22 protein-coding genes are annotated in these 21906 nt (G+C 42.6%); 4 read left to right on the top strand and 18 right to left on the bottom strand.

Annotated features, from left to right (window positions below):
- The first annotated feature begins 1 nt into the window (after window position 1).
- The 3 genes from nusB (at window position 2) to SWH54_11600 (ending at window position 2584) form a co-directional block, all read left to right on the top strand.
- Entirely contained in the window at window positions 2-445 is a 444-nt protein-coding gene (gene nusB / locus SWH54_11610) for a transcription antitermination factor NusB (GenBank protein ID MDY6791901.1), read from the top strand.
- A gap of 87 nt (window positions 446-532) precedes the next feature.
- Window positions 533-1168: an MBL fold metallo-hydrolase gene (locus SWH54_11605; protein ID MDY6791900.1), complete on the top strand. Its 636-nt coding sequence runs from the start codon at window positions 533-535 to the stop codon at window positions 1166-1168.
- A gap of 102 nt (window positions 1169-1270) precedes the next feature.
- The gene (locus tag SWH54_11600) at window positions 1271-2584 is read left to right on the top strand and encodes a YcaO-like family protein (GenBank protein MDY6791899.1); all 1314 of its coding nucleotides are present in this window, start codon (window positions 1271-1273) and stop codon (window positions 2582-2584) included.
- A gap of 64 nt (window positions 2585-2648) precedes the next feature.
- Here the strand turns inward: SWH54_11600 and SWH54_11595 are convergent, their stop codons facing one another.
- The 11 genes from SWH54_11595 to SWH54_11545 all read right to left on the bottom strand — a co-directional run bounded on the left by SWH54_11595 (window position 2649) and on the right by SWH54_11545 (window position 12661).
- Entirely contained in the window at window positions 2649-3581 is a 933-nt protein-coding gene (locus SWH54_11595) for a 4Fe-4S dicluster domain-containing protein (GenBank protein ID MDY6791898.1), read from the bottom strand.
- Window positions 3582-3715: 134 nt separating this feature from the next.
- Window positions 3716-4558: an alpha/beta hydrolase gene (locus SWH54_11590; protein ID MDY6791897.1), complete on the bottom strand. Its 843-nt coding sequence runs from the start codon at window positions 4556-4558 to the stop codon at window positions 3716-3718.
- Between the two features lie 117 nt (window positions 4559-4675).
- The gene (locus tag SWH54_11585; protein MDY6791896.1) at window positions 4676-5503 is read right to left on the bottom strand and encodes an SPFH domain-containing protein; all 828 of its coding nucleotides are present in this window, start codon (window positions 5501-5503) and stop codon (window positions 4676-4678) included.
- A 160-nt stretch (window positions 5504-5663) separates the two neighbouring features.
- Window positions 5664-5978 carry a DUF6794 domain-containing protein gene (locus SWH54_11580; GenBank protein ID MDY6791895.1) on the bottom strand — a complete coding sequence of 105 codons (315 nt, stop codon included), beginning with the start codon at window positions 5976-5978 and terminating at the stop codon, window positions 5664-5666.
- Window positions 5979-5983: 5 nt separating this feature from the next.
- Window positions 5984-7291: a type II toxin-antitoxin system HipA family toxin gene (locus SWH54_11575; protein ID MDY6791894.1), complete on the bottom strand. Its 1308-nt coding sequence runs from the start codon at window positions 7289-7291 to the stop codon at window positions 5984-5986.
- On the bottom strand, window positions 7285-7617 hold the full coding sequence (locus SWH54_11570; GenBank protein ID MDY6791893.1) for a helix-turn-helix transcriptional regulator: 333 nt from the start codon (window positions 7615-7617) through the stop codon (window positions 7285-7287). The genes SWH54_11575 and SWH54_11570 overlap by 7 nt, the downstream gene beginning before the upstream one ends.
- A gap of 270 nt (window positions 7618-7887) precedes the next feature.
- The gene (locus SWH54_11565) at window positions 7888-8100 is read right to left on the bottom strand and encodes a hypothetical protein (protein MDY6791892.1); all 213 of its coding nucleotides are present in this window, start codon (window positions 8098-8100) and stop codon (window positions 7888-7890) included.
- A 147-nt stretch (window positions 8101-8247) separates the two neighbouring features.
- The gene (locus tag SWH54_11560; protein ID MDY6791891.1) at window positions 8248-9384 is read right to left on the bottom strand and encodes a response regulator; all 1137 of its coding nucleotides are present in this window, start codon (window positions 9382-9384) and stop codon (window positions 8248-8250) included.
- A 20-nt stretch (window positions 9385-9404) separates the two neighbouring features.
- Complete coding sequence (locus tag SWH54_11555; protein ID MDY6791890.1) at window positions 9405-9773, bottom strand: response regulator; 369 nt, start codon at window positions 9771-9773, stop codon at window positions 9405-9407.
- Complete coding sequence (locus SWH54_11550; protein MDY6791889.1) at window positions 9773-11818, bottom strand: ATP-binding protein; 2046 nt, start codon at window positions 11816-11818, stop codon at window positions 9773-9775. The genes SWH54_11555 and SWH54_11550 overlap by 1 nt, the downstream gene beginning before the upstream one ends.
- 78 nt (window positions 11819-11896) lie before the next feature.
- Window positions 11897-12661 carry a transporter substrate-binding domain-containing protein gene (locus SWH54_11545; protein ID MDY6791888.1) on the bottom strand — a complete coding sequence of 255 codons (765 nt, stop codon included), beginning with the start codon at window positions 12659-12661 and terminating at the stop codon, window positions 11897-11899.
- A gap of 572 nt (window positions 12662-13233) precedes the next feature.
- Here SWH54_11545 and SWH54_11540 point away from each other — a divergent pair.
- On the top strand, window positions 13234-14235 hold the full coding sequence (locus SWH54_11540) for an alpha/beta fold hydrolase (GenBank protein ID MDY6791887.1): 1002 nt from the start codon (window positions 13234-13236) through the stop codon (window positions 14233-14235).
- Between the two features lie 135 nt (window positions 14236-14370).
- Here the strand turns inward: SWH54_11540 and SWH54_11535 are convergent, their stop codons facing one another.
- The 7 genes from SWH54_11535 to SWH54_11505 form a co-directional block, all read right to left on the bottom strand.
- Window positions 14371-15339: an SDR family oxidoreductase gene (locus SWH54_11535; GenBank protein ID MDY6791886.1), complete on the bottom strand. Its 969-nt coding sequence runs from the start codon at window positions 15337-15339 to the stop codon at window positions 14371-14373.
- A complete protein-coding gene (locus SWH54_11530; GenBank protein MDY6791885.1) occupies window positions 15326-17260 on the bottom strand; it encodes a hypothetical protein in 1935 nt (644 codons plus the stop codon). The genes SWH54_11535 and SWH54_11530 overlap by 14 nt, the downstream gene beginning before the upstream one ends.
- A gap of 133 nt (window positions 17261-17393) precedes the next feature.
- Window positions 17394-17756: a hypothetical protein gene (locus SWH54_11525; protein ID MDY6791884.1), complete on the bottom strand. Its 363-nt coding sequence runs from the start codon at window positions 17754-17756 to the stop codon at window positions 17394-17396.
- 105 nt (window positions 17757-17861) lie between these two features.
- On the bottom strand, window positions 17862-18218 hold the full coding sequence (locus SWH54_11520; GenBank protein ID MDY6791883.1) for a TfoX/Sxy family protein: 357 nt from the start codon (window positions 18216-18218) through the stop codon (window positions 17862-17864).
- 149 nt (window positions 18219-18367) lie between these two features.
- Window positions 18368-18682 (bottom strand): PilZ domain-containing protein, encoded by a 315-nt coding sequence (locus tag SWH54_11515; GenBank protein MDY6791882.1) that lies wholly within the window; start codon window positions 18680-18682, stop codon window positions 18368-18370.
- A 502-nt stretch (window positions 18683-19184) separates the two neighbouring features.
- The gene (locus SWH54_11510; GenBank protein MDY6791881.1) at window positions 19185-19838 is read right to left on the bottom strand and encodes a hypothetical protein; all 654 of its coding nucleotides are present in this window, start codon (window positions 19836-19838) and stop codon (window positions 19185-19187) included.
- A 111-nt stretch (window positions 19839-19949) separates the two neighbouring features.
- Window positions 19950-21188, bottom strand: a complete 1239-nt coding sequence (locus tag SWH54_11505) for a hypothetical protein (GenBank protein MDY6791880.1) — start codon at window positions 21186-21188, stop codon at window positions 19950-19952.
- Between the last annotated feature and the right edge of the window lie 718 nt (window positions 21189-21906).

The raw sequence follows: 21906 nt of genomic DNA, 5'->3' as shown, positions 1-21906 counted from the left end.
CATGGGAAATCGGCGACGTTCAAGAGAACTTGCCATGCAAGCTCTCTTTTTTATGGATGTAAACCGCAATACCTCCAATGAAATGATGGAACGTTTTTGTGATTGTTTCAACCCACCGGATAAAGCGCGATCCTTTTTTTTAGAACTGGTTAAAGGGGTTATAAGCACCCGTGATAAAATCGACTCGATTATTGAGCGGTTCTCTGAAAATTGGAGAATAAGCCGTATGTCTCCGGTAGACAGGAACATCATAAGGATTGCAGCCTATGAAATTATCTGCTGTGGAGATATCCCTTCAAAGGTATCTATAAACGAGGCGGTGGACATAGGGAAAAAATTCGGCACCGAAGAATCCGGTGCTTTTATTAATGGAATTATTGACAGCATTCGTATCGCACATGAAAAAGAGGCTTTTCAAATCGAAATAGATGAAGACATAAAATAGATTGAGCGTGTTAAATAAATGAGCGGGCAAACGTGACCTGCTTCCAAAGGAAAGGGAAAATACTAAAACATAACGTGGGAGGATAATTTGATAATCAAATCACTGACGCTGGGACCGATTCAGGCAAATTGTTTTATTTTGGGATGTGAAGAAACTTTACAGGCTGCTGTTATAGATCCTGGAGACGAAGTGGATCGAATTCTTATGTCTCTGGCGGAATCAAGCCTGAAATTAAAATATATAATTAATACGCATGGCCATTTTGATCATGTCGGCGGCAACAAGAGGCTGAAAGATGCAACTGGGGCTCAAATTCTGATACACCCCCTGGATGCACACATGCTTGACGAAATTTCAGCTCATGGATCTGCCTGGGGAATTCCGGTGGAAAATTCACCAAAGCCGGACAGAACTCTTGAAGATGGCGATACCGTTTCCTTCGGCAAAATTACATTGAAAGTGATTCATACGCCCGGTCATTCGCAGGGAGGGATATCTTTATATACCGACGGGCATGTTTTTGTCGGCGATACTCTTTTTGCCGGCTCAGTGGGTCGTACCGACCTGCCGGGCGGAAATTTTGAAACACTTAAATCCAATATACAAAACAAACTTTTTGTACTTGGAGATGATGTTAAGGTTTATCCCGGTCATATGGGAAATACGACCATAGGCCAGGAAAAGAAGTACAATCCGTTTGTCGGAGAAAAAAGCATATATTAATCCCTCATCTATAACCCCTGCTTGCAAAGGCGGGATCCTCAACAGGGAGAAGATATCTCCAGGAAACCAATGCATACCCTCACAAGAATTAAAGCAGCTTAAATGAAATTTACCAATTATGTCAGAAACAGTTACGGCAAGTGTGATATTCCGGCCAATACCATCCGTAAAATCAAAGACGGGTTTCGCAAACTGGATCTCGATGTTCAATACTCAGCCTTTCGAGTCTCGGACAGTATTTTTTGGGGGCAAATCTGGATTGATTCAATCCGCATTGTCTGTAATGGGAAAGGCATTACCCCACAGCTTGCTGAGGCCAGTGCCTATGCGGAACTGGCGGAACGCTTTAGTTCCGGATTGTTCTATCCGATTTTTGAAGAACGGGTGAGATTTAACATCCCGGCCCTTTACGATCAGGAAACCAGCAGTTTTCTTAACTTTGAATGGATGGAGGGGTATGTAAATGCCCACCAGGATGATCTTCAGCAAAAACATCTAAGAATAGAAGACCTATTGGCCAACGAAACCCATCTATCCGAGAAGGATATTGAGAATATCAAAAACAGCCAAATGGCAGGGCATTGGGTGGATGGCTTTTCAATCATTCGTGAAGAAACCATAAAAGTTCCCGTCAATTTTGTTACCTATATTCACGCATCCAACGGTATAGCTGCTGGCAACACCATAGAAGAAGCCATCATTCAGGCTTCGTGTGAAATATTTGAGCGCCATGCCCAAATACAAACCATTAAATATGAAAAAACAGCTCCCACCATTGGTCTGGATTCTATAAATAATGATGTCATAAGAGATATGATTGGATTCTATCAGCAAGAGAATGTTGAAATAATGATCAAGGATCTTTCTCTTGACGGACTGTTGCCCTGCATCGGAGTACTGTTTATCAACCACAACCTGTCCCCCGGCCGTCTGGAACATAAAATACTGATACCCGGCGTATCTTTCAACATGGATGAAGGGCTCACGCGCTGTTTTACTGAAAGCATGCAGGGCCGGGAAACTCTGTCGATTCCGCGGCCTCAACTGGATAAACCACTTGTCCACAAATCCCGGGTCAATAATTTTTACCTGCTGATGAAATGCTCAATTTCTCCAAAAGATATCTCGTTTCTTGAGCAGGGTGAAGTAAACGCCTACAAAAACACTAAAATCAAGGATGTTTTAGGCGAAATTGAGGAAATTAAGAAAATATGTAAACGGTTCAATACCGATTGCATCATTTTGAATTACACCCATCCGATATTGAAATTTCCGGCAGTCAGAGTCATTATCCCGCGGGTTTCCGACTTTTTACCCTTCCTAAATCAAGACATTCTCGTAGCTGAAGAAACAAAACCGGATTCCACCTGGCGTGGTACAAGATATAGAAACATAATGCAGAGTTTTTTCGTCTAATGATTGTGTGCTTTTATGTGGTTTCTGTATAAGGGTTCTGGTGCCACCGCCTTGATAGTCGGTTTCATCTTCTTCGTATATATTCTTTACCGCCAAAATCTATTTTAAAAGTATCATCGAGTATACCTTCCGGACATACCGTTGTGCATGTCAAACAGAAAATACATTCGGTGGAAAGGACCCTTTCACCGTTATTTACGTATGTCATGATATTGATATCCATCGGACACGCCTTGCTGCACGCGCCACACTGTGTGCATTTCTCTTTGTCTCCCTTGATTTTAATGAAGGCAAATCTGGATGTAATTTTGAGTATGGCGGTAATTGGGCAAAGGTATTTACAAAAAGCCCTATTATCTTTAAGCGTTAAGGCCAGAACGATTGCAGCTGTAAAATAAAATGCATTGCCGCCAACAAGCCACACCAGCTCTGCTTGACCCATTGGGATGGAGCGGTATTGAAAAACAAACCACAACACCGCAACCAATACAAAACTCAAAGCAAAATGGACATACCTCAATACCTCCCATTTTGCTGCAATTCGACCCGCCTTGTTCCTCTTATAAGGAAGAAAATCGAGAACCATGGCAGTCCAACACGCCCAACCGCAGAAGCCTCTTCCAAATAAAACCGGCCCCAGGATCTTAGCGACCAGATAATGAATCACCGAGCCTGCAAAAAATCCGGATAGCAAATAAAAGAAGAAACCCTCCAATTGCATGTTCTCCATTTTGATTATCCCCAGAAAACCGAGCATATAGATACCGATAAGCAACTGGGCCAAGCGTCTGCCTGAAGGTTTCTTTTTTTTGGGAAGTACTACATATAGGCCAATTCCAATACCAACCGCAGTTCCAATATAACCGAAATTGAACAGATAAAATATGTTTCCCTTGGTTTGCCATAAAATAATGGCGATGGCCCAAAATGAGAGAAGAAGGATGATTGGGGCTCTGAGATTTTTTAACTCATACACATTTTGTTTCGTCGTTTTCATAATATAACCACAGGTTAGTATAGTGCTGCGTGGAGAGAGCATAAGCGGTGGATGGTCGGAAAGCAAAACCAACTTCGGGTTGAGAAACTCAAATTTTTCACCCGCACGTCCGCTTGCTTCATGGATAGTGCGCTTCAGGTTGCATCAACATGAGCGTCTATCCAATCTTTGACAGCATTCAACACGTGCTCATGTTCCGGTTCATTGAATACTTCATGGTAAAAACCATCATAAATTTTTATGGCTTTATCCCTTGAACTTATTGAATCATAAAGCAATCGGGCACCACTCGGATCAACCAATTTGTCATCCCCACCCTGCACAATCATCATCGGCAGTCTTATCTTGGTGGCTTGCTCCGTTAGACGCTGCATGGTTCTGAGCAGTTCTGCGCCAAGCCGTGCGGTGGCTTTTCCGGTATACACCAACGGGTCATCGACATAGGCAGCCACCACTGCCGGATCCCGGCTGACACCTTCTGCCTCCAATTGAATCAGTCCAGCCTTGGGCGTGAGAGTCGAAAGCATCTTTCCGACAAAAATAACCACTGCCGAAATATTGTCAGGCACTTTGATGCTCGGCCCTGAAAGAACAGCTCCCGATAATTCATCCTGATACTCCAGTAAGTATGCGGCACTAATCAACCCACCCATACTATGCCCGATTAAAAATATCGGTTTTTCCGGCTGCCATTCCCGAATCATGTCAAAATAGCTCTTAAGCGTTTTGGTGTAGTCCCGGAACCGTTTCACGTAAGCTCTCTTGCCGTCTGATTTTCCATGCCCAATGTGATCCATCGTATATACCGCATAACCCGATGGAACCATATGGTTAACCACATTCATATATCGCCCACTGTGCTCTGCCAATCCATGAACAACTATAAGTATGGCTTTGGGTTCACCTTCAGGCAGCCAATATTGATAATAAATATTGGTATCCCGAACACCTTTGAATTTTCCATCCTGATGTTTCATTTACATCTCCTCATGTTCTATAGAAAAACTATGTTCATTAGTCAGTGCTTTGGCCCTGTTTTGTTCACATCCCCCAAATGAAACCGCTCGACTCCATCGTCGGGATCGCTCTGTGTCTTATTTTGCAGTGTAAACAATAGGAATTCCGTTCGATCCGACAGGGATATAAACCGTTGTGTGATTGGGAGAACCCGCCATTTTTTCTTGCGCCATGATGGCCTCATGTTGCAGGTAGTTGGTGGTTAGGGTCGCATTAATAATTTTTTGGGCTTCTGCGATCCCTTTGGCCTCCTCAATTTTTATTTCAGCATCCTTTTGGGCGATCTGTTTTTGGACCGCTTTCTCTTCTAGTAACTGTTGTGCCGCCAATTTTTTCTCCACCGCCTGAGCCACCACACCTGGATAATCTACATTGCCGACCACCAGGCTTACCAATTCAAATGGTGTATTTTTGACATGCTGTAAAAGTTGTTCTCTTACTTCGTTGGATATGATATCGCGTTTCGTCTTAATGTCACGGCTGGTATAATGCTGAACAGAATCACGGATGAATGTTCTGAAGGGTTCCTGAATAAATCGTATGTACCACTTTTCGGCTCCATATTTCTGAACCACTTCCTTTACTGAATTTTCCTTTATTGACAATACGGCATGGAAATGAAAAGTGACATTTAAGTCATCCTTGGCCAGAATCTTAAGATCTTCGTTATAAGTAAAGGGCCTCATATCAATATTCAGAACCCTGTTCCGCCATAACGATACACCATAGTTTCCAGGGCCCTTTATTACCCCCCGAAAGCCACCCTTGCCAAATATCCGCGGGTCTTCAAAAACGAATCCCTCATTTCCTGCGGGTGTGTGCGGATTGGTGCATGCCGCCAGCATAGAGATAATAAAAAGCAATGAAACGACGATGATTGATACTAACATTGTTTTTTTTAGCATTGCATTTCTCCTTATCATTTATGAAACAATATTAACCTACCCTATTTTTGCAGCGATCATTCGGCCGCATAATAACTTCTCCCTATTTGGTAATTTAACTTTACCGGTCACATGGTTCGTCTCCATACGGTATATGCGTATCCGCTATTCTTATTTCCCCTCATTTGACGATCTTTAATCGATGGGTCATTTTCAAATGCTTCCATAATTTTCGAATAATCACTGCCGGGGCTTGATCCCAGTGCAAGTGTTTATCCATAGCCTCTTGCCGGCACGATTCCAGAAGCTTATCATTTCTGGGATAAAGCAAGCGATTCCTGATATACAGTCCAAATGAAAAATAGAGCTTATCCAGATCGCTTTCCTGCATTTTGGCAAGCGCTGCTTTGTCTTTAAGGCTCAATTTTTGAATCAAAAAATTCACCGCTTCATCAACCGTTTGGGGTGGGTCTATGCTTTCAGGTGGACTGCTCATTTTATTCATCGTAACAGCCGGTGGGCTCTGCCTATTGATTTAATTTGTGAAGGCTCAACCCCTGCATTGTTAGCAAAGTCTGACCAGTTTGCCACCACCTCTACAATTTCATCAATCATATGAAGCCTGGATTTAATATTTATTTCTTTGCCAATCTGCAGGAGATCGTCTTTGATAAAGTCGTCTCTTTTTCCATTTATCGACATTTGATGCCTGCCGGTCCAGTCACCGGTCGGGTTATAGGCGCAAATGACATCAAAAGCCGGCGATAGATGCCACTGGCCGCTTTGGTCCATTAAAAAGGCAATATTTTTGGTGTGGTCATCCTGGTTGCGGGCCACCACGTTAAAAATCATCCGCCTAAACTGCTGTTCGGCATCTCGATAAGGAAGCCTTAATTCACGCATGACTTGAAACGCCTGTTCATATGAATAGGCTCCGGGTTCATGAAAGCCGAAATGGGCAATTGCGCAAAGCGATTGCAGGTGCAATTTGCCCCTGTTTCCCAAGCGGTCGAATCGCTTGGTCATAAAGTGAGCGCGTCCATTTTCTTCAAAGAGACGACATTCGGTCATCTCAATGCCTGCGGCTGTCGCCATTTGAAAATACGCATATTCGATGCGCCCGTACCCGGCAGGATCGCCCAGTGCATTGTCCTTTATACCGTCAAATTTTAATACCCAATAGCTGAAACCATCCGGTGCATCAACCTGGCCGGAGCGAACCTCTTTTGTTTCGTCGTTAAAGGCAATCACTGCCTTGGGTCGACTTCCTCCTGCAGAGGTTCCGACGCGGATAATATCCAAAATGGCATCAGCAGGGTCATGCCCAAATTTTGTTTTTAGTCGAGAACGTTCATCGGTAATTGTTTGAACGATTTTTACCAGCTCGCTGACTTCAACAGGGACTGACTGCTCAGTCGATTTACTGATTATCGGCGCAAACTCTAATGCGCCCATGGCCCGTTTACCCGTATAACAAAGGCGTTCAACCGGGCTGAAACTGTCAGGGGTTCGTCCCTGACGTGCAAACCATGCATCGATAATACTGTTGCCGAAGCTGTCCGGCAACGCATCCGCAAGCATTCCGGGAAGTCCCCTGAAGGAGTTTTTGGGAAGTGCAGGGAAGGTAAATTTTACCGTTTGCCTTAGAGCCTCATTGATTGGCATTTTTAAAGGGGATATGTCCAGGCCTTTTTCAACAAATTTTCTGTCATACTCAAAAGTGGCAAATTCCTTTTCGGGATCCCACGAAACTGCCCCCACCAACATTCCCCACAGTTTTACGTACACAGTCTGAACTTTGTCTACCAAACAGATTTTCCTTTCTTGTTTTCCATAACTTGCCGCGACGCCCGACGGCGTTCCTTTCCTCTCATTTTCGCCAACTGCAGGGGGCTGATACCCGGGTCGGGAAGAAATGAATTCAACTCATCCAGTTCATCCAAAGCCCGCAGAATTCCCACAAGTGTCAGAATTCCGCATGGAGACCCTTGTTCTATATCGCTCACGGTGGTGCGATTTATGCCGGCCATATCCGCCAGTTTTTGTTGGGACAAGTTTTTTTCAAGCCGCCTGCGTTTTAGACGACGACCGATTTCCTTCAAAATTGCTCTATCACTCATGCCATATATACTCATATTGTTGTCTCCAGCCATCATTAATATAAATAATATCTTTTTATGATGGTTATTATCATCATTATACACTTAACTTTTATAATGTCAAATTAAATGTTATAACGTCGGTTATTTCCATCATTAATGCTTTTTTTGCTATTAATGATGACTTTAGCCATCATATTAAATATATAATAAGAACATTGGAGAGTTGTAGAAAATCAACCAGATTTTTTCAGGTCACCTCAAAAAAATCGTACCGCAGTAATCACTTCTTTGCCAGTTGATTGGTCAGATAGTGACTGGTGACCCTTGAACGTCCTGGCTCACTCTTTTTTCAAGTTCGATGATTCTTTTTCTTATTTCATGCGGAATAAATGCCTTTTTATTGTTTTGATCATCGAATGTGAGCAACTCTCCTTCTCCTACTGCAGCTATTTTTTTGAGCTTGTGACTGATGACCACGTACTTCATTATAAAACGATCTTTTTCTATGGCATCCACTTTCGCCCGGCGGTGACAAGATCCGGATAGGTGAACGGAATTTTATACCTGCATTGAGTGAAAGCCAGTATGGGGCCAATACCGATTTTATTTATGATTTAATGAATATAGGCGGGATATGTGCAGCGACTAGCAGACGACTTTAGATCAGTCTTTTAGCTTTAAAACATTGAAAGCTACCGTTGGCCAGCCGAATCCCTTCAACTGAAGATCTCCAATAGACTCGACATCGACTACATCCTCTATCTTGCTGAGTGTTTTCTGGTCTGTCAAGATCTGGCCTCCCTTGGCTTCCGAGGAAAGACGAGAGGCGAGGATAGTCACATTGCCCACTGCTGCATAGTCCATCCGCCCCTCAAAACCGATGGTGCCCAGGGTCGCATATCCGCTAGCCATACCTACCCCCAAATCAAGGTCATAGCCTTTTTTAAGCCATCCGTTGCGCAGGTCTCTCACTCTGGCTTGAATATCCATAGCCATACGCACCGCTTTTTCAGTATGGTCTTTGCGAGGAATCGGGTCATTGAAAAAGACCATGATTCCGTCTCCGGCAAAGTGCTCTAATGTTCCTTCAAACTGAAAGATCAACCTGCCCATTTCAGCATGATAGCTCCTCAGGAAGCCAATAACCTCCTCCGGCTCGGCATAGTCGGAGAAGGCCGTGAATCCGCGTAAATCCAAAAATACGACAGTTACCTCACGCCGGTGACTCTCAAGGAGTTCCTCGCCTCCAGAGGAAGTGATAACCTCCACAAGCTGGGGGGAAAGAAAACGCTTTAACCGCCCGACACGTTCCACTTCGGCGAGTTGCTCTACAACTCGATGTTCCAGCGTTTGGTTCCATTTTGCAAGTTGGGTCGATTGTTCTTCCAATCGAGTCGTTTGCTCCCGAACCGTATCGTGAAGATCCTTAATACGCAACATAGACCTGACCCTGGCAACCAGCGCAGTATGATCTACGGGCTTGGATAGATATTCATTTGCACCTGCCTCGAGACCGGCGACCACATCTTTCGAATCTACTTTTGCAGTAACCATGATGATCGGTATGAAGGGCAAATCGATGTCTGCTTTTATGTGTCGGCAGACTTCAATACCGTCCATCTTGGGCATCATAATATCAAGCAGGATAAGGTCAGGTTGTGTTTCTCTGGCTAAGGTCAGCCCAGCTTCGCCATCGGTAGCTGTGATGACTTTGTAGTCGTTGGCTGTAAGGCGAGTCTGAAGAATGTCCAAGCTTGCGGGATTATCCTCTACTATTAGAATCAGTGGTGGTTTTCTCACTGCTTCTCCTCCATAAATTGTCATAGCAGATATTCGCGGATTTTTACCAGGAGCTTACGTGGACTGAACGGCTTCGAAACATAATCATCGCAGCCAGCCTCAAAAGCCTTTACATCATCTCCGCTCAATGCATAGGAGGTAACCATGATGATCGGGACTTTTTGGAGACTCGGGTTGGCCTTAATCCTTCCCGTGGCCTCGTAGCCGTCCATACCTGGTAATTGCACGTCCATCAGGATCAGGTCAGGGCAATAGGTCTCAGCCGCGGTTACCCCCTCTTCACCAGTAAGCGCCTCGATTACCTCATAGCCGCCGCTCGTGAGGAGGTCACGCATGATACGCCGGTTATCTTCGTTGTCTTCGATCACCAAAATCGTCTTTTTCATCATTAATCCCTTTGCTTTTCAACCCGAACCGGCAGAGTGAATCGGAAAGTCGAGCCCTTTCCTAGAGTGGATTCCACCCAGATTCGTCCCCCGTGCATTTCGATAATTCTCTTTGCAATCGAAAGCCCGAGTCCTGTCCCACCCTTTTTGCGGGTACTGGAACTATCAGCCTGTTGAAACTCTTCAAAGATTCTCTTCTGTTCGGCTTCTGAAAGCCCTGGACCTGTATCGGAAACTGAAACCAAAATTTTTTCGTCTGAAACAGTCATCTCCACACTCACTTTACCCTGTTCGGTGAATTTGATTGCGTTCCCGAGTAAGTTCAAAAGCACCTGGGCAAGACGTTGTTCATCTCCCTTGCCAGTGGTCAAGTCCTTGGGGACAATCATTTTCAGCTCCAGTTTCTTTTCCGCCGCCAACGCTTCAATCGAAGTAAAGACCGTTTGAACCACCTCCGCCATCGAATATTCACTGAGGGAAAGGCTGAGCCGTCCCGCTTCTATCTTGGAAAGATCAAGGACATCATTGATCAGGTTGAGGAGATGACTTCCGTTTTTTTCCAAGCGCCCAAGGACCTCCTGAATCTTCTCAGGCACTTCACCATAAATCTTGTCAAGAATCAATTCCGTATATCCCAGAATGGCGTTCAGGGGGGTTCTGAGTTCATGGCTCATATTAGCGAGAAATTCGGATTTGTGTTTGTTGACGATCTCAAGCTCACGCCCTTTTTCCTCAAGCTCACGGAAAAGGCGCGCATTCTGTATTGCCAGCGCAGACTGGGTAGCGAAAGTCTGGAGAAGGTCCACAACCTGCTGGGGAAACTCGCCAGCCATCTTGCGCCGGACGATCAGTCCGCCGATAAGCCGATCTTCGCGCAGGATTGGCACTGCGAGCAATGCCCGGAATCCTTCACGTACGATGATGTCGCGAAGTGGGTAGGCTGCCTCTTGCAAAATGTCCGGGACTTGCACGGCTTCACGCTTTATCCCCGCTCGCCCCACTGCAGTTTCGCCCAGTTTGCCCCCAGCCCCCCGGAGCGCATGGATCAGTTCCTCACTCATCCGATGTGTTGCACGGAGTTGAAACTGCTCGGTTTTCTCATCGAATTCATAGATCGCTCCAGATTCCGTCCCTGAAAGCTCGACAGCGTGGACGACTATGGTAAAGAGAACTTTTTGGAGATCAAGAGTTGAGCTGACCGCCTGGCTGACTTTCCCCAAGGCTTTTAGTTCCTCCACTGACCTGGCCAGCTCCTTAGTGCGTACTTCAACCTTTTGCTCCAAGGTTCGGCTGTACTCCTCCAGTTTCTCTTTGCTTTTACGGTCCTCTGCAAACAGCTGTTTTATCGATTCCCGCGTGACTTCCAAATGTTTTGCCAGCATTCCAATCTCGTCACTGCTGGTTTTATCAATAAAGGTGTCTAAATCACCATTCGCGATCAAAGAAGCCGATTCTTGCAATTTTACTAAAGGGCGAGAAATATATTTTTTTGTTATGACAATGGATGTGAGCCAAATGGCCGCAATAATGAGAATTAACAGGGCAGTAGTACCCCAAACCTGAAAAAGCACTAGTTTTTTCAAGTTGCTGCGCGACATCACGATTAGAATGGTGCTGATCATTTTTTCTTTGAAGTAAATATCAGATGTTTTGGATATAAATTCAGAGCTGTTTAACCATGTCGGGGGTTTCCCCGGTTCAAGTTTTTTAAGCTGTAAACCCGGGCGAAGTTTCTCAGTGATTACCTGATCTTCCCACCATATTTTTGTATACACAATTGATTCATCCAAAAATAAAGCCTCAACAAAATCATTGACAACAGTGTAGTCCAGATTCCATAGAGGCGTTGATAGGCTGTTCTCCGCAAACATGATGGCGTTGTCTAAACGCGTTTCCATTTCGCTTTCGATCCTGTTAATATCAAAAAAGATGACGACCGCGGCAAAAGCAATCAACAGCAAAGCAATAACGCTGATCAGGGCATAGCTGAAACGACGGCTGATGCTACTGACCTTAGAGGAGGTTTTAGTTGAGGGGGCTTTCTGCATGGTCACAATCCTTTATGGCGTATTGCCTTAGCCACTTATTGACGAGTTCCTGGTTCAGGTAAAAGCTGTGTTTTAAAGTTAGTCTTTAATCTCCGGGAATGGGTTATCTTCTAATTTTCTATTCCATTTTTTACGAATCTGCATGATTGTTCCATCAGCCAGCATTTCGTTAAAAGCATTTCTCCAGTTTTGTACAATTGAATCGGACGTTTTCTTTGAAAAAGCAATCATAAGATCTATTTTTCTAAGATGATAGACTTCCTCTATTTCATTATAATCAACCCCGGCCAACTCACAAACAGTTTTTAATCCCGGTTTTTTATATGTCCATAAGTCTATACGCCCAAGGACAAGCTTTTTAGCATTTTGCTGTTCATCAGAAACAGGTTCAAGATTTGTAAAGCCCAGGCTTTTGAGTAGCCGACCTCTGGTATCATCTCGAAGCGTGCCAATGCGTTTTACTTTTTTGGCATCTTCCAGGCTGCTAATTTTTAAGCCTGAACCCTTTTTAGCGACAAGAATATCTCTTTTCGTCGCTAACGGACCAACCCATTTGAATTTATCATAACGTGCTTTAGAATAAGTCATACCAAACAATACCACATTTTCTTCTTCCAGAGCCATTTTATAAGCCCTTACCCATGGATAAACCTTGATCTGCTCATGAGACCCTACCCTTCCTTGGATTTCTTTTACTATTTCAACAGAAGGTCCAACCAGTACCCCATCCTTTAAATAGTTCAAGGGCGGGAGGTTTTCTGTTAAAATTGTAAGTTCTGCTGACAGCAAAGGTTGGACTGAAATTAGAAACACTGATGCTACTATTACCAAAAGCTTTTTCATAATAGACCTCTTTTAACGTAAGAATAGCAATTTGCCTTTTGCCATCGAAGTATCACTTTCCATCTTTTCGCGAATCAGGTAAAAAATTTTAGAGAATAAAGGAATTTCTTGGCTCTTGACAGAGTATCTATACCCTGTCAGGAGCAAGGCTCGCACATTTTGAGGGGTTTCTCCATATTAATCTTAACCTAAACTGATAGAGTAAATTTGAAAATAACTGATGTTTTTTTAAGGAGAAAGAACATTTAGAAGTTGAACATCGATTCAATGAGAGGTAGAACTATCCAAAAATAGTTAATGAAAGTCAATTGTGAGCTTTTGATTGAAATTCAACTAAGCGCAATATTAGAATTTTAATATGATGGGACTCTTTATAATGTCAAGAAAATTTAGATTGTTGATTTACAGCAGATAAATGACAAAAAATTTCTTTCTTAGGGCGGAGAAACCAGAAAAACCAGATTGCGTGTGGTAAAATTTTTTTAGCATGTATTATCTTCCGTTTTCCGCTTCCCCTGTATGTCAAAATAGTGATGTGAAAGACACCGATATTGATTGAAAGGACTCATTCCGTGAGCATTTCGAATTCTTTTAAACCCATGTTACCATTAAGGCCCACCGGTATCCAAACCATGCTGGGCAGCAGCAAATTGCGCACGTGGGGCGCCAACCGCATGAGCGCAATTGCACGGGACATCATTTTTGAAACCCCCGATGGGGTCAAACTTCTGGGATCCTATTCTCAACATGAGGGACACTCCGCCAAGGGACTGGTGATCCTTCTTCACGGTTGGGAAGGCAGTGCGGACTCCACCTATATTTTGTGTACCGGAAGAACTCTTTTTAATAATGGCTATAATATCCTCAGATTAAACTTCAGAGACCATGGCGAAAGCCACCATTTAAACGAGGGTATTTTTTATGCCGTACTGCTGGAAGAAGTGTTTCAGGCCCTCAAGCAGGCGGCGGGGCTGGCAGGCGAACTGCCTGTTTTTCTGGTAGGCTTTTCACTGGGTGGAAATTTTGTTTTACGGATCTTGCAACGATGTATTGCCGATCCCATCATGAACCTGCATCATGTCGTGGCGATCAGCCCCGTGCTGGATCCGGAAAAAGCGACTCTCAAAATAGATCGAACTTTTTTAATACGACGCTATTTTTTAAAAAAGTGGTTTCGTTCTCTGAAAAAAAAGCAGCAGCTGTTCCCTAAACTATATGACTTTAACAAGGTATTTTCATTAAACACCATATTAGCCGTAACCGACGCCATGCTGCATGATTACAGTGATTATGGAACTTCAAAAGATTATTTCAGACAATATTCCGTTGTAAAACAGGCCATTAAAGACATCACCGTTCCCACCACCATCATAATTGCCGCAGATGATCCCATTATTCCCGTGGATGACTTCCACCTGCTTGAAACCAATGATCTCACCACCATGATCATTCAGCCGTATGGCGGACATAATGGATTCATAGATGGATTTTACCTGCAAGGCTGGTATGAACAGCGAATGGTCATGCTTTTTGATGAAGCCGCCCGGAACAGCGGCATTTCGGAAGTTGGGTAAGAATATTTCCCCGTTGATTTAAAAAAGCATCCCGATCGACAACATCTTTATATATCTGTGGGCTCGATGCCTCTGGAAGTAATATGATAAAGCTTATCTGGGGCATCTATTCTTGTTTGGTGTGGTCATGCAAAACTACATTCTATTGCCACCCCCTACATATAAAACCTGTCCGGTTATCCAATCCGCCTGTTCTGAAGCAAAAAATATAACTGCTTTGGCGATATCTTCCGGCTTGCCTATTCTTCTTAATGGATAACTTTCAGCCAGGCTTATTTCCAGCTCCTTCGGCATCCAACCGGTCTGAACCGCACCCGGCGAAATCACATTAACCGTAATCCCATAAGGTCCCAATTCGATGGCTGCTGATCGGGTATAACTTTCAATTGCATATTTGCTCGCTCCATATGACACATTGGATGCATGACAGCGCGCACCATCTGTGGTGATATTAATAATACGACCCCACCTGCAATTTTGATCTATATGTCTTTTCGCATATTCCGCCATCATTAAAGCCACTGCACGGCTGTTTACCGCAAAATGGTCATCATGAGATGTTAAGGTGATTGAATGGAGCGAATACTCATCCACAAATAACGGATTTTTTTCTATTTCCTTTTGTGGAATAAAACTATCGGGATTGTCAAAAGCCGCATTATTTACTATTATACTGACGGTACCAAATTTTTCCTGTGCCAGATCGAACATTTTTGGAATATTCTCCGGTTGAGACAAATCCGCTTCCCAGGTGTAGCAATCTCCATTTATTTCTTTTATTTTAGCTGCAACCGCTGCTGCTGATTGAGAAATCATTTTGCAGTAATATGCACGACCGGGTGTGGTTGCCCGATCGGCATTCTCTTTTGTCTCTCCGTACAATTCAGGTGATTGACGCAAATAGTTTATCAATACTTTCGCGCCTTCTTCCGCAAAGGCAATTGCCGTTGCTGCCCCAATTCCATGATTGGCACCTGTTACTATAACCACCTTACCTTTTAGACCTGTATTAATCACACCCAGATATTCTCCATTTATTATTGAACTGTTTTTTAATGCATAAATAAAGTCCTGCTTGATCTTTTCATATCTAAGGACATTCAATCAATTCGCATTCACGAGGACTATTGGGAGCACACTGGTCGCTGTTTTCTATGAGACAATCTGCCAGTGCATTGTCATTCGGTTCATTGATAAACCATTGTTGGTAACAATTGCCAAGAAGACCACCCAAAGCACTGTTCAGTAAGTTTTTTAATATATCTTCCGTTTTGGCATCCTTATTATTGCAGTAAGCCACAATGGTATTGTTTTCGTAAACATAATAATCTTTATGGGTCTGGAAATGATAAGATGGGTCATAGAACTTTCCCTGATAGGCATTAAAAGCGTGTTCGGTAAAACCCCTGTCAGGGCTAGGATTGCCTTGAGCTGGGCGCTGCCCCACAATAAAAACGTTATATGGCGGTTTTGGATGAATGGTAATTTTTTCCAATTTAATACCCTGACATGCAGCCATGTCATAGAAAAAATTGCTCCAGGCACCGCAGGCACCCCTTCCTGATTTCAACAGACTAACGGTATCATAATTTTTCTCGGCATGAGAATAGGCAAGAATGGTTGAATTGTTCGGACCTGGAATATTCCAAAAGTTTGACCAAATTTTATTTAATGTTTGCTTTCCGCCAGTTGTTCCTGTCGCCCATTCACAGCCTTTGCGAACGATATAAACATATTTGTTGAATTTTTCAGGCAGAATTTTACCTCCCGGACCCCCACCGACAATATAGATGGTATGTTCGCTTTCTCCCAAATCTGATACCACCTCTTCTTTACCCGGGGTCTTGTCCCGACCTTTCCACTTCCAGCACACTTTGTTTTTGCCAATCGTTTTTTGTGGGCTTTTAATCTTGAATTCCCCGTTGAATTCTCCACTTTTTACATCGATGGTTTTTTCTTTGATCCCGCCGAATCCGCCTGTTCCTTCCAGAACTTCTTCCTCTGCCCAAATCTCCAGCTTTTTTGTTTCTTGATCGCCTTGGAAGGTTGCTTTGACCATAAAGCTCTGCCCCGCTACAAATGCGGCCGGTTCTTTTTTTTCATCTTTTATCCACTCAGGTGCTTTAATCTCTGAATTTGTATCAAGCTTTTTCAAATGTAAAACAATCCTTCTATCGTTGTTATCCCCTTTATAATTAAATGAAGCGTTTTTTATTTCGATGTCAGGAGGCTGTTGCTTACCGATATTCCAGGACAACATGTATTGAACATTCCCCTGGCTGCTTTTTTCCGGTATGTACGGTTTTTCATTCATTTTAGGAGGCAAATCATATGTTTTGACGTTAAAAGAAGGTGGGCCTGTATCAAATCTAGCACTCCAAGGTTTGTGGCCGGACATTTTGCCATCTTTATCTATCTTGAAACCAAATTGAATCGACACGTGTTCTTTTTTTTCATGATCTTCATATTCACAGTCATTATTGAGTTTCTTGCCTTTTACCTTAATTTCATGACCGGCGGTATGGAACCGGTAAAAATCGACCATGGTATCGGCTCCTTCAAAATTACTGATACCGGCCTCCTTCAGGTTTTTCATCATATCACCGAGGTATTGGATAATCAGATCTCCGAACTGGGGAACCGGCTTGAATTGAATGGGGCCTGATCCTGAATATTCCGCTATTAATCCAGGGCAATCTTTGGGGGGATCCTTGTCAATCTGGGTCTCTTGGTATGAGTAGCTGGCTGTGACCTGACTGAATCTATATGGGATCAAGACAGCCGGTAAATTTTGCTGGGCCGAACTGAAGGTCTTATTCACATCCAGCTTCCCGCTAATGCGAAATTGCAGGGAGCCCTTGTACTCCAAATCATTATTATTAATTTCCCAGTTTGTATTCAGGGTAATATTGACCGGCAAACTCTCTTTAATGCTACCAAATACCGGGCAGGCAAAAAAGATCATAAGGAAAAAAGCCAACATGATTGCAATACGATCTGTCTTTTTAAAATATATCATCTCCATTTGGTTTTCTCCAATCAAGGATCAGTCTCAAACGATCAATTTATTCAGATGCATTTAATGGGGACAACAAATATAAGCAAAATCAGTGAGGTAATTTTTCGACCCCGTAACAGCTTCATCCTATTTAGTGATTTCATTCTACCTGACGCATGGCGGTTTGTACCGTATCGATGAACTGGTGATATTTTTTCATATAGAGCAATATTTTTTGTTTTTCTCCGCTTCCTGTTACAAAATACAATTCGACTTTGCCATAGCCGAACCATTTCCCAATCTGTGTGACTGATTTAATATTATTGATGGGTATTTGGTGATAGAGATCCAGGCAAAGCAGGTTTATCAATAACTTGGCGAACCAGTGGGGCTTTATTATCAGTGTTTCTCGAGACAAAACAACCATGATGCAACCATAGGTGCTGGCCATTCGAGTCCAGACATTCTTCAATGACTGCGCGGCCGCATAGGGTTCAAAAAACAACACATCATTCCTATCCATATGATTCCCGCTATTGTTGAAAAAGTTGTAAATCATCAACAGGCAAAACGGAGTGAAACGACGCTTTTGACTGTCAGCGCAAATTTTTCCTGTTAGGTGTTTCTTTTATTTCTTTGATTTCTTCGATGCTGCTTTTAATGCCGTTTTGTAGGCTTTATTTGCCCAAACGTTCATTTCTTCAGCGTCTTCCAATGCCTCCTCAGGAGCTTGGTAGTAAGACATTTTGAACTCTTTCCCTTTTTTATTGTATGTAAATGCTTCGAGCCCTCTGGCTTTGAATTCATTCTCGGTCTGTTTATCTGCCTTTAAGTAAAGAACGCTGTCTGCAATTAACCCGAACATGAGCCCCTGGAGAAATATTCCATGCCCACCGAACATGCTTCTTGCATGAACAGGCCCAATCGATTGCATAAGATCGACTACGTAAGCCACAAACTCTTTTTCTTCGCTTGATACCGGCATGATGCTCCAGAATAATATTTGCTCACAGTTTCATCTACACACAAAGGAACATCTCGCAATTGTTGAAACTTAAAAGTTTACATAATTTAAAAGCGAAAATCGCCCTTGAAAATTTTAAAATTCAATGCGTGTATCTTGGACCACCACACTCAAATATTAAGACGATCTAAAAATTGCACTGCGTATCCTCCTGGTTCCTTTCGGGCTATCATTCCTTTTAATTTTTTTCCTTCTTTTTCACCTGGAGATGAAATTGCTACAGTAATAACCTCTCCAATAGCAAGGTGCTCACTGGTCGCAATAAAGATACCTTTGACACCTTCTTTGTCGCGGTCTCTAATAATACCTTCATACACCCCGCTCTTTATGGAATAAAAAGTAGGTTCATGGCAAACAAGCCTAGGGTAGGCTCTTTTCTCTTTTATTTTCTTGCCCTCTGCATCCTGTTTGTTGTGTGTTGACATGCTATTTAGCCCCGTTGGTTGAAGAATGTACGATTATACTGCATTTTCCATTCTGTTTGAAACCCGCAGACGCGGATCGAACTTGGCTATTCCACTAAAATTTAATCCATATCGTCTAAAAATAAATATTCTAAATCCTTAAATGATTGTTTTTAATATCAAAATGATGGTCAACTTACACAAAATCAAGGTATTTTTAGCGTAACGCACACCAGGAGCATCTATACGGGCGTTGCATGGCGTGTCGGGCCCATATCATATATCAGAAATTAGAAACTTATAATTTTATGGGTGTCCCGCAATTCGCAATTCTTATTCTCTTTTGGCAAAGTTAAGATGCCGCTGAAATTTTTGGGTGTAGCTTCAAGGGTCTTGAATCATAAAGTTTCATGTTTTAACAGAGAGGCAAACCCGGAGAGGGTCGCAAAAGCAAGTATCGACAATGTTACCCGAACCAATGCTCTCAAAAAAACCTCCTCTTTTTATAGTATACCATTTTGGTTTAATATTGCCATTTCATGATACCCAGGCCAAATATATTTGCTATGACTGCGATGGTATAGAGGCTTCCCACTGTTAAAAGTTTTGATTTAATGGTTTTCATATTGATGATCAGGATAGCTGCCACATAAAAATGGAAGTACCCAAACAGAAAGATTAGCCAGACACCTGCAAATGAACGGTTCCAGAACGGGTATTCCCAGACCAGGTGACCGCCTTTGTTTAAAAACCACTCCACAAATACGCAGAAGATGGAATAGCCTATGGCCCAGAACCATTGGTTGGGAATACCGAGTATCTTTTGGGTTTTGTCTTCTGAAACGGTATTGTAGTAAATGATCCCGGATATGGCAAACATGAACATGATTTCGATATTCCAGCCCACCATTGTGCGAAGGGCGGTATCTCCCGGGGCTGTCCAGAAGGCAGATCGTCCGGTAAAATGAAGGACCCAGCCGTTCCAAGTTTCATTTATAAAGTCCATTCCAAATACTGTCAGCCCTGCAAAAACAGCATTCCAGTTTCCACTTGTCTTTGCTTTTTTCATTTCTGATGTATAAATATAAAATACAATCGCAAGCAGCGGAATTACATACCATTCCAGCATGCTAAGATCTCTTATACCTTTAAGGGCACTTACGCTTGCTTCAGTCATAATATGCAGCACCTCCTGTTTATATTTTTATTGATAACGTCGCCAGCAAGGGCAGCCGAAAAGCGCAGCTTTTTGGTTGTCCTTCTGGCTGGCCTTGTTAGCATTTTTTAGCTAGCCTTGGTGTTCTGATAAAAACACAAATGCTTCGACAACAGGCGATAGAACATTATTTTCAAGTAAGATTTTTGATCGGTCCATGTTTGAAACCGGTTCACCAAGTTTTGGCGCTCCCTCTGCATCTCGTTTTATCTCCCAATGAATTTCCCCAGCCCGTATATTTTTGTTAACTACAGTTACGCTTAATCTTTCTCCAACTATTTCTCTATCCTTGAAGTGCAATTTTGGGTCTTTGTTTCTGTATTCCCTTATCCAACTTTCTAATGACCATACAACGACTGTCGGACTTAGTGATCTAATTTGCTCCCCTAACATACGCCAGTACATATGCTTAGAGGCTTGGTCAGCTAATTCCGTGCCGCCATTATAAATGCACTTTCCATTTTCGTCGTACATAAATATTGATGGAAAATATACGCCTTGCAATTCGAACATGGATTGAGTGAATGCGGCATGGAAACTCAATGCTCCTTCAACCGTACCGTTGTCCTTTCGAGCTTCTGATAGATCTCTGAGTAACTCTCCATCATCAACCTTAAAATCAGGATCACGCATGATTCGCACGTGCTGAAGCCTGTGAACGGTACCATCTTTCAGAGAGATATACGCTATTTGTCTACTCTTCCTAGCTTCTATGTCTATCTCGCTTGGATCTGGAATACCTTCTTCCATTTTAAGTTCCAAATTTCCTTGTAGCGAATCGCAGACTCTATACTGTTGAGTATATATGTACGAAAACACATGAAGTAGCTCCCAGTCTGGCAGACTATTCGCTACCCATTTTCTTTCCACACGCACAACAGAGTTTTCGAACGCTTCTTCGGTCATTCTCGGTCTAACAAACTTTATCAGTCTGTTTACGTTAAGCCAAAGCGAGTCTCTGTCTTCCTTCGCAATTACAGAAATGTCTTCTCTATGGAAGTATGAAACTATAAGTGTAGCTACAAGGGTACTGAAGTAATTTATATCTCCTTGTTTATCTATTTTGTTCCTGGAATCCTTAGCCCAAGTCATTACTGCATCAGTTGACCAAGCATTTACCACAGCGTTTGAATACCAAGAATCAAAAGATGGAATGCGATCTTTATTCTTTTGGATTAGAAAAGTGACAGTTCTCGACGTTTGCAAGAACTGGTTTGCGTTCATCCTGAACAGCTCTGGCTCAAAATATGTCTTTTCACAGTTGTTTAACAACAAGGATAAATCTTTGAGTCGTCTATTCCATGGCTTCATGGCAAATCTCTAGTAATGCTAACAAGTTCTTATGTAGTTTCTTGATAATCTTCCCAATAGATTATCTTTTGATAGTAAAAAACCGCCTATTTTCTGATTTTTCTAACTTGATAACATTACATTTTGGATGATATTCAGAAAACTGCTATTTTCTGAGATCTTCTTTTTAAACGCACAGGTTATTACTTTCTGCCATTACTGATGTCGAATAAAATTCAAAAATGGTTAATGTTTCCGCAGTCCAAATATTCTCGACTTTTTAAAACCTTACCTTAATAGCAGTAATGTAAAGCCAGACCGGGCGCGATATGAGCGAAATCCCCAACCAAGAAGGCAAGCAAAGCCGCGAAGCGATTTCCTTTCCATTGAGCCAGTATATTTTTAATTTAAAGTGAGGAATCTTTTCACATTTTGCACAACCAGTTAGGATTAATGCATGAATCAATTGATTGTGTATACTGCGTTTAATGTCTTATATGAAATTAGATAAATTTGTAGGCTCAAGAAGAGGGGGCTATATCAGGAGCAATTTATATTTGTAAGTTGGTATCAAATTCAGGCTTCAGAACCGAATACCACCCTCCAGTTTGAAATCTACTACCCCAATTGAGCGAAAACTTATGCTGCTTTTTTAAATTCATTTTCGTTTAGAGTAGTACAAATGTTACGATAAAGTAATTCAGTTTCATTGTTCTTTGTCAATTCGATGACTTTTACA

The sequence above is a fragment of the Thermodesulfobacteriota bacterium genome, assembly GCA_034189135.1.
Lineage (GTDB): Bacteria > Desulfobacterota > Desulfobacteria > Desulfobacterales > JAUWMJ01 > JAUWMJ01.
Note: the sequence above shows the minus strand (reverse complement) of the source record. Positions and strands in the feature narration are given on the sequence as shown.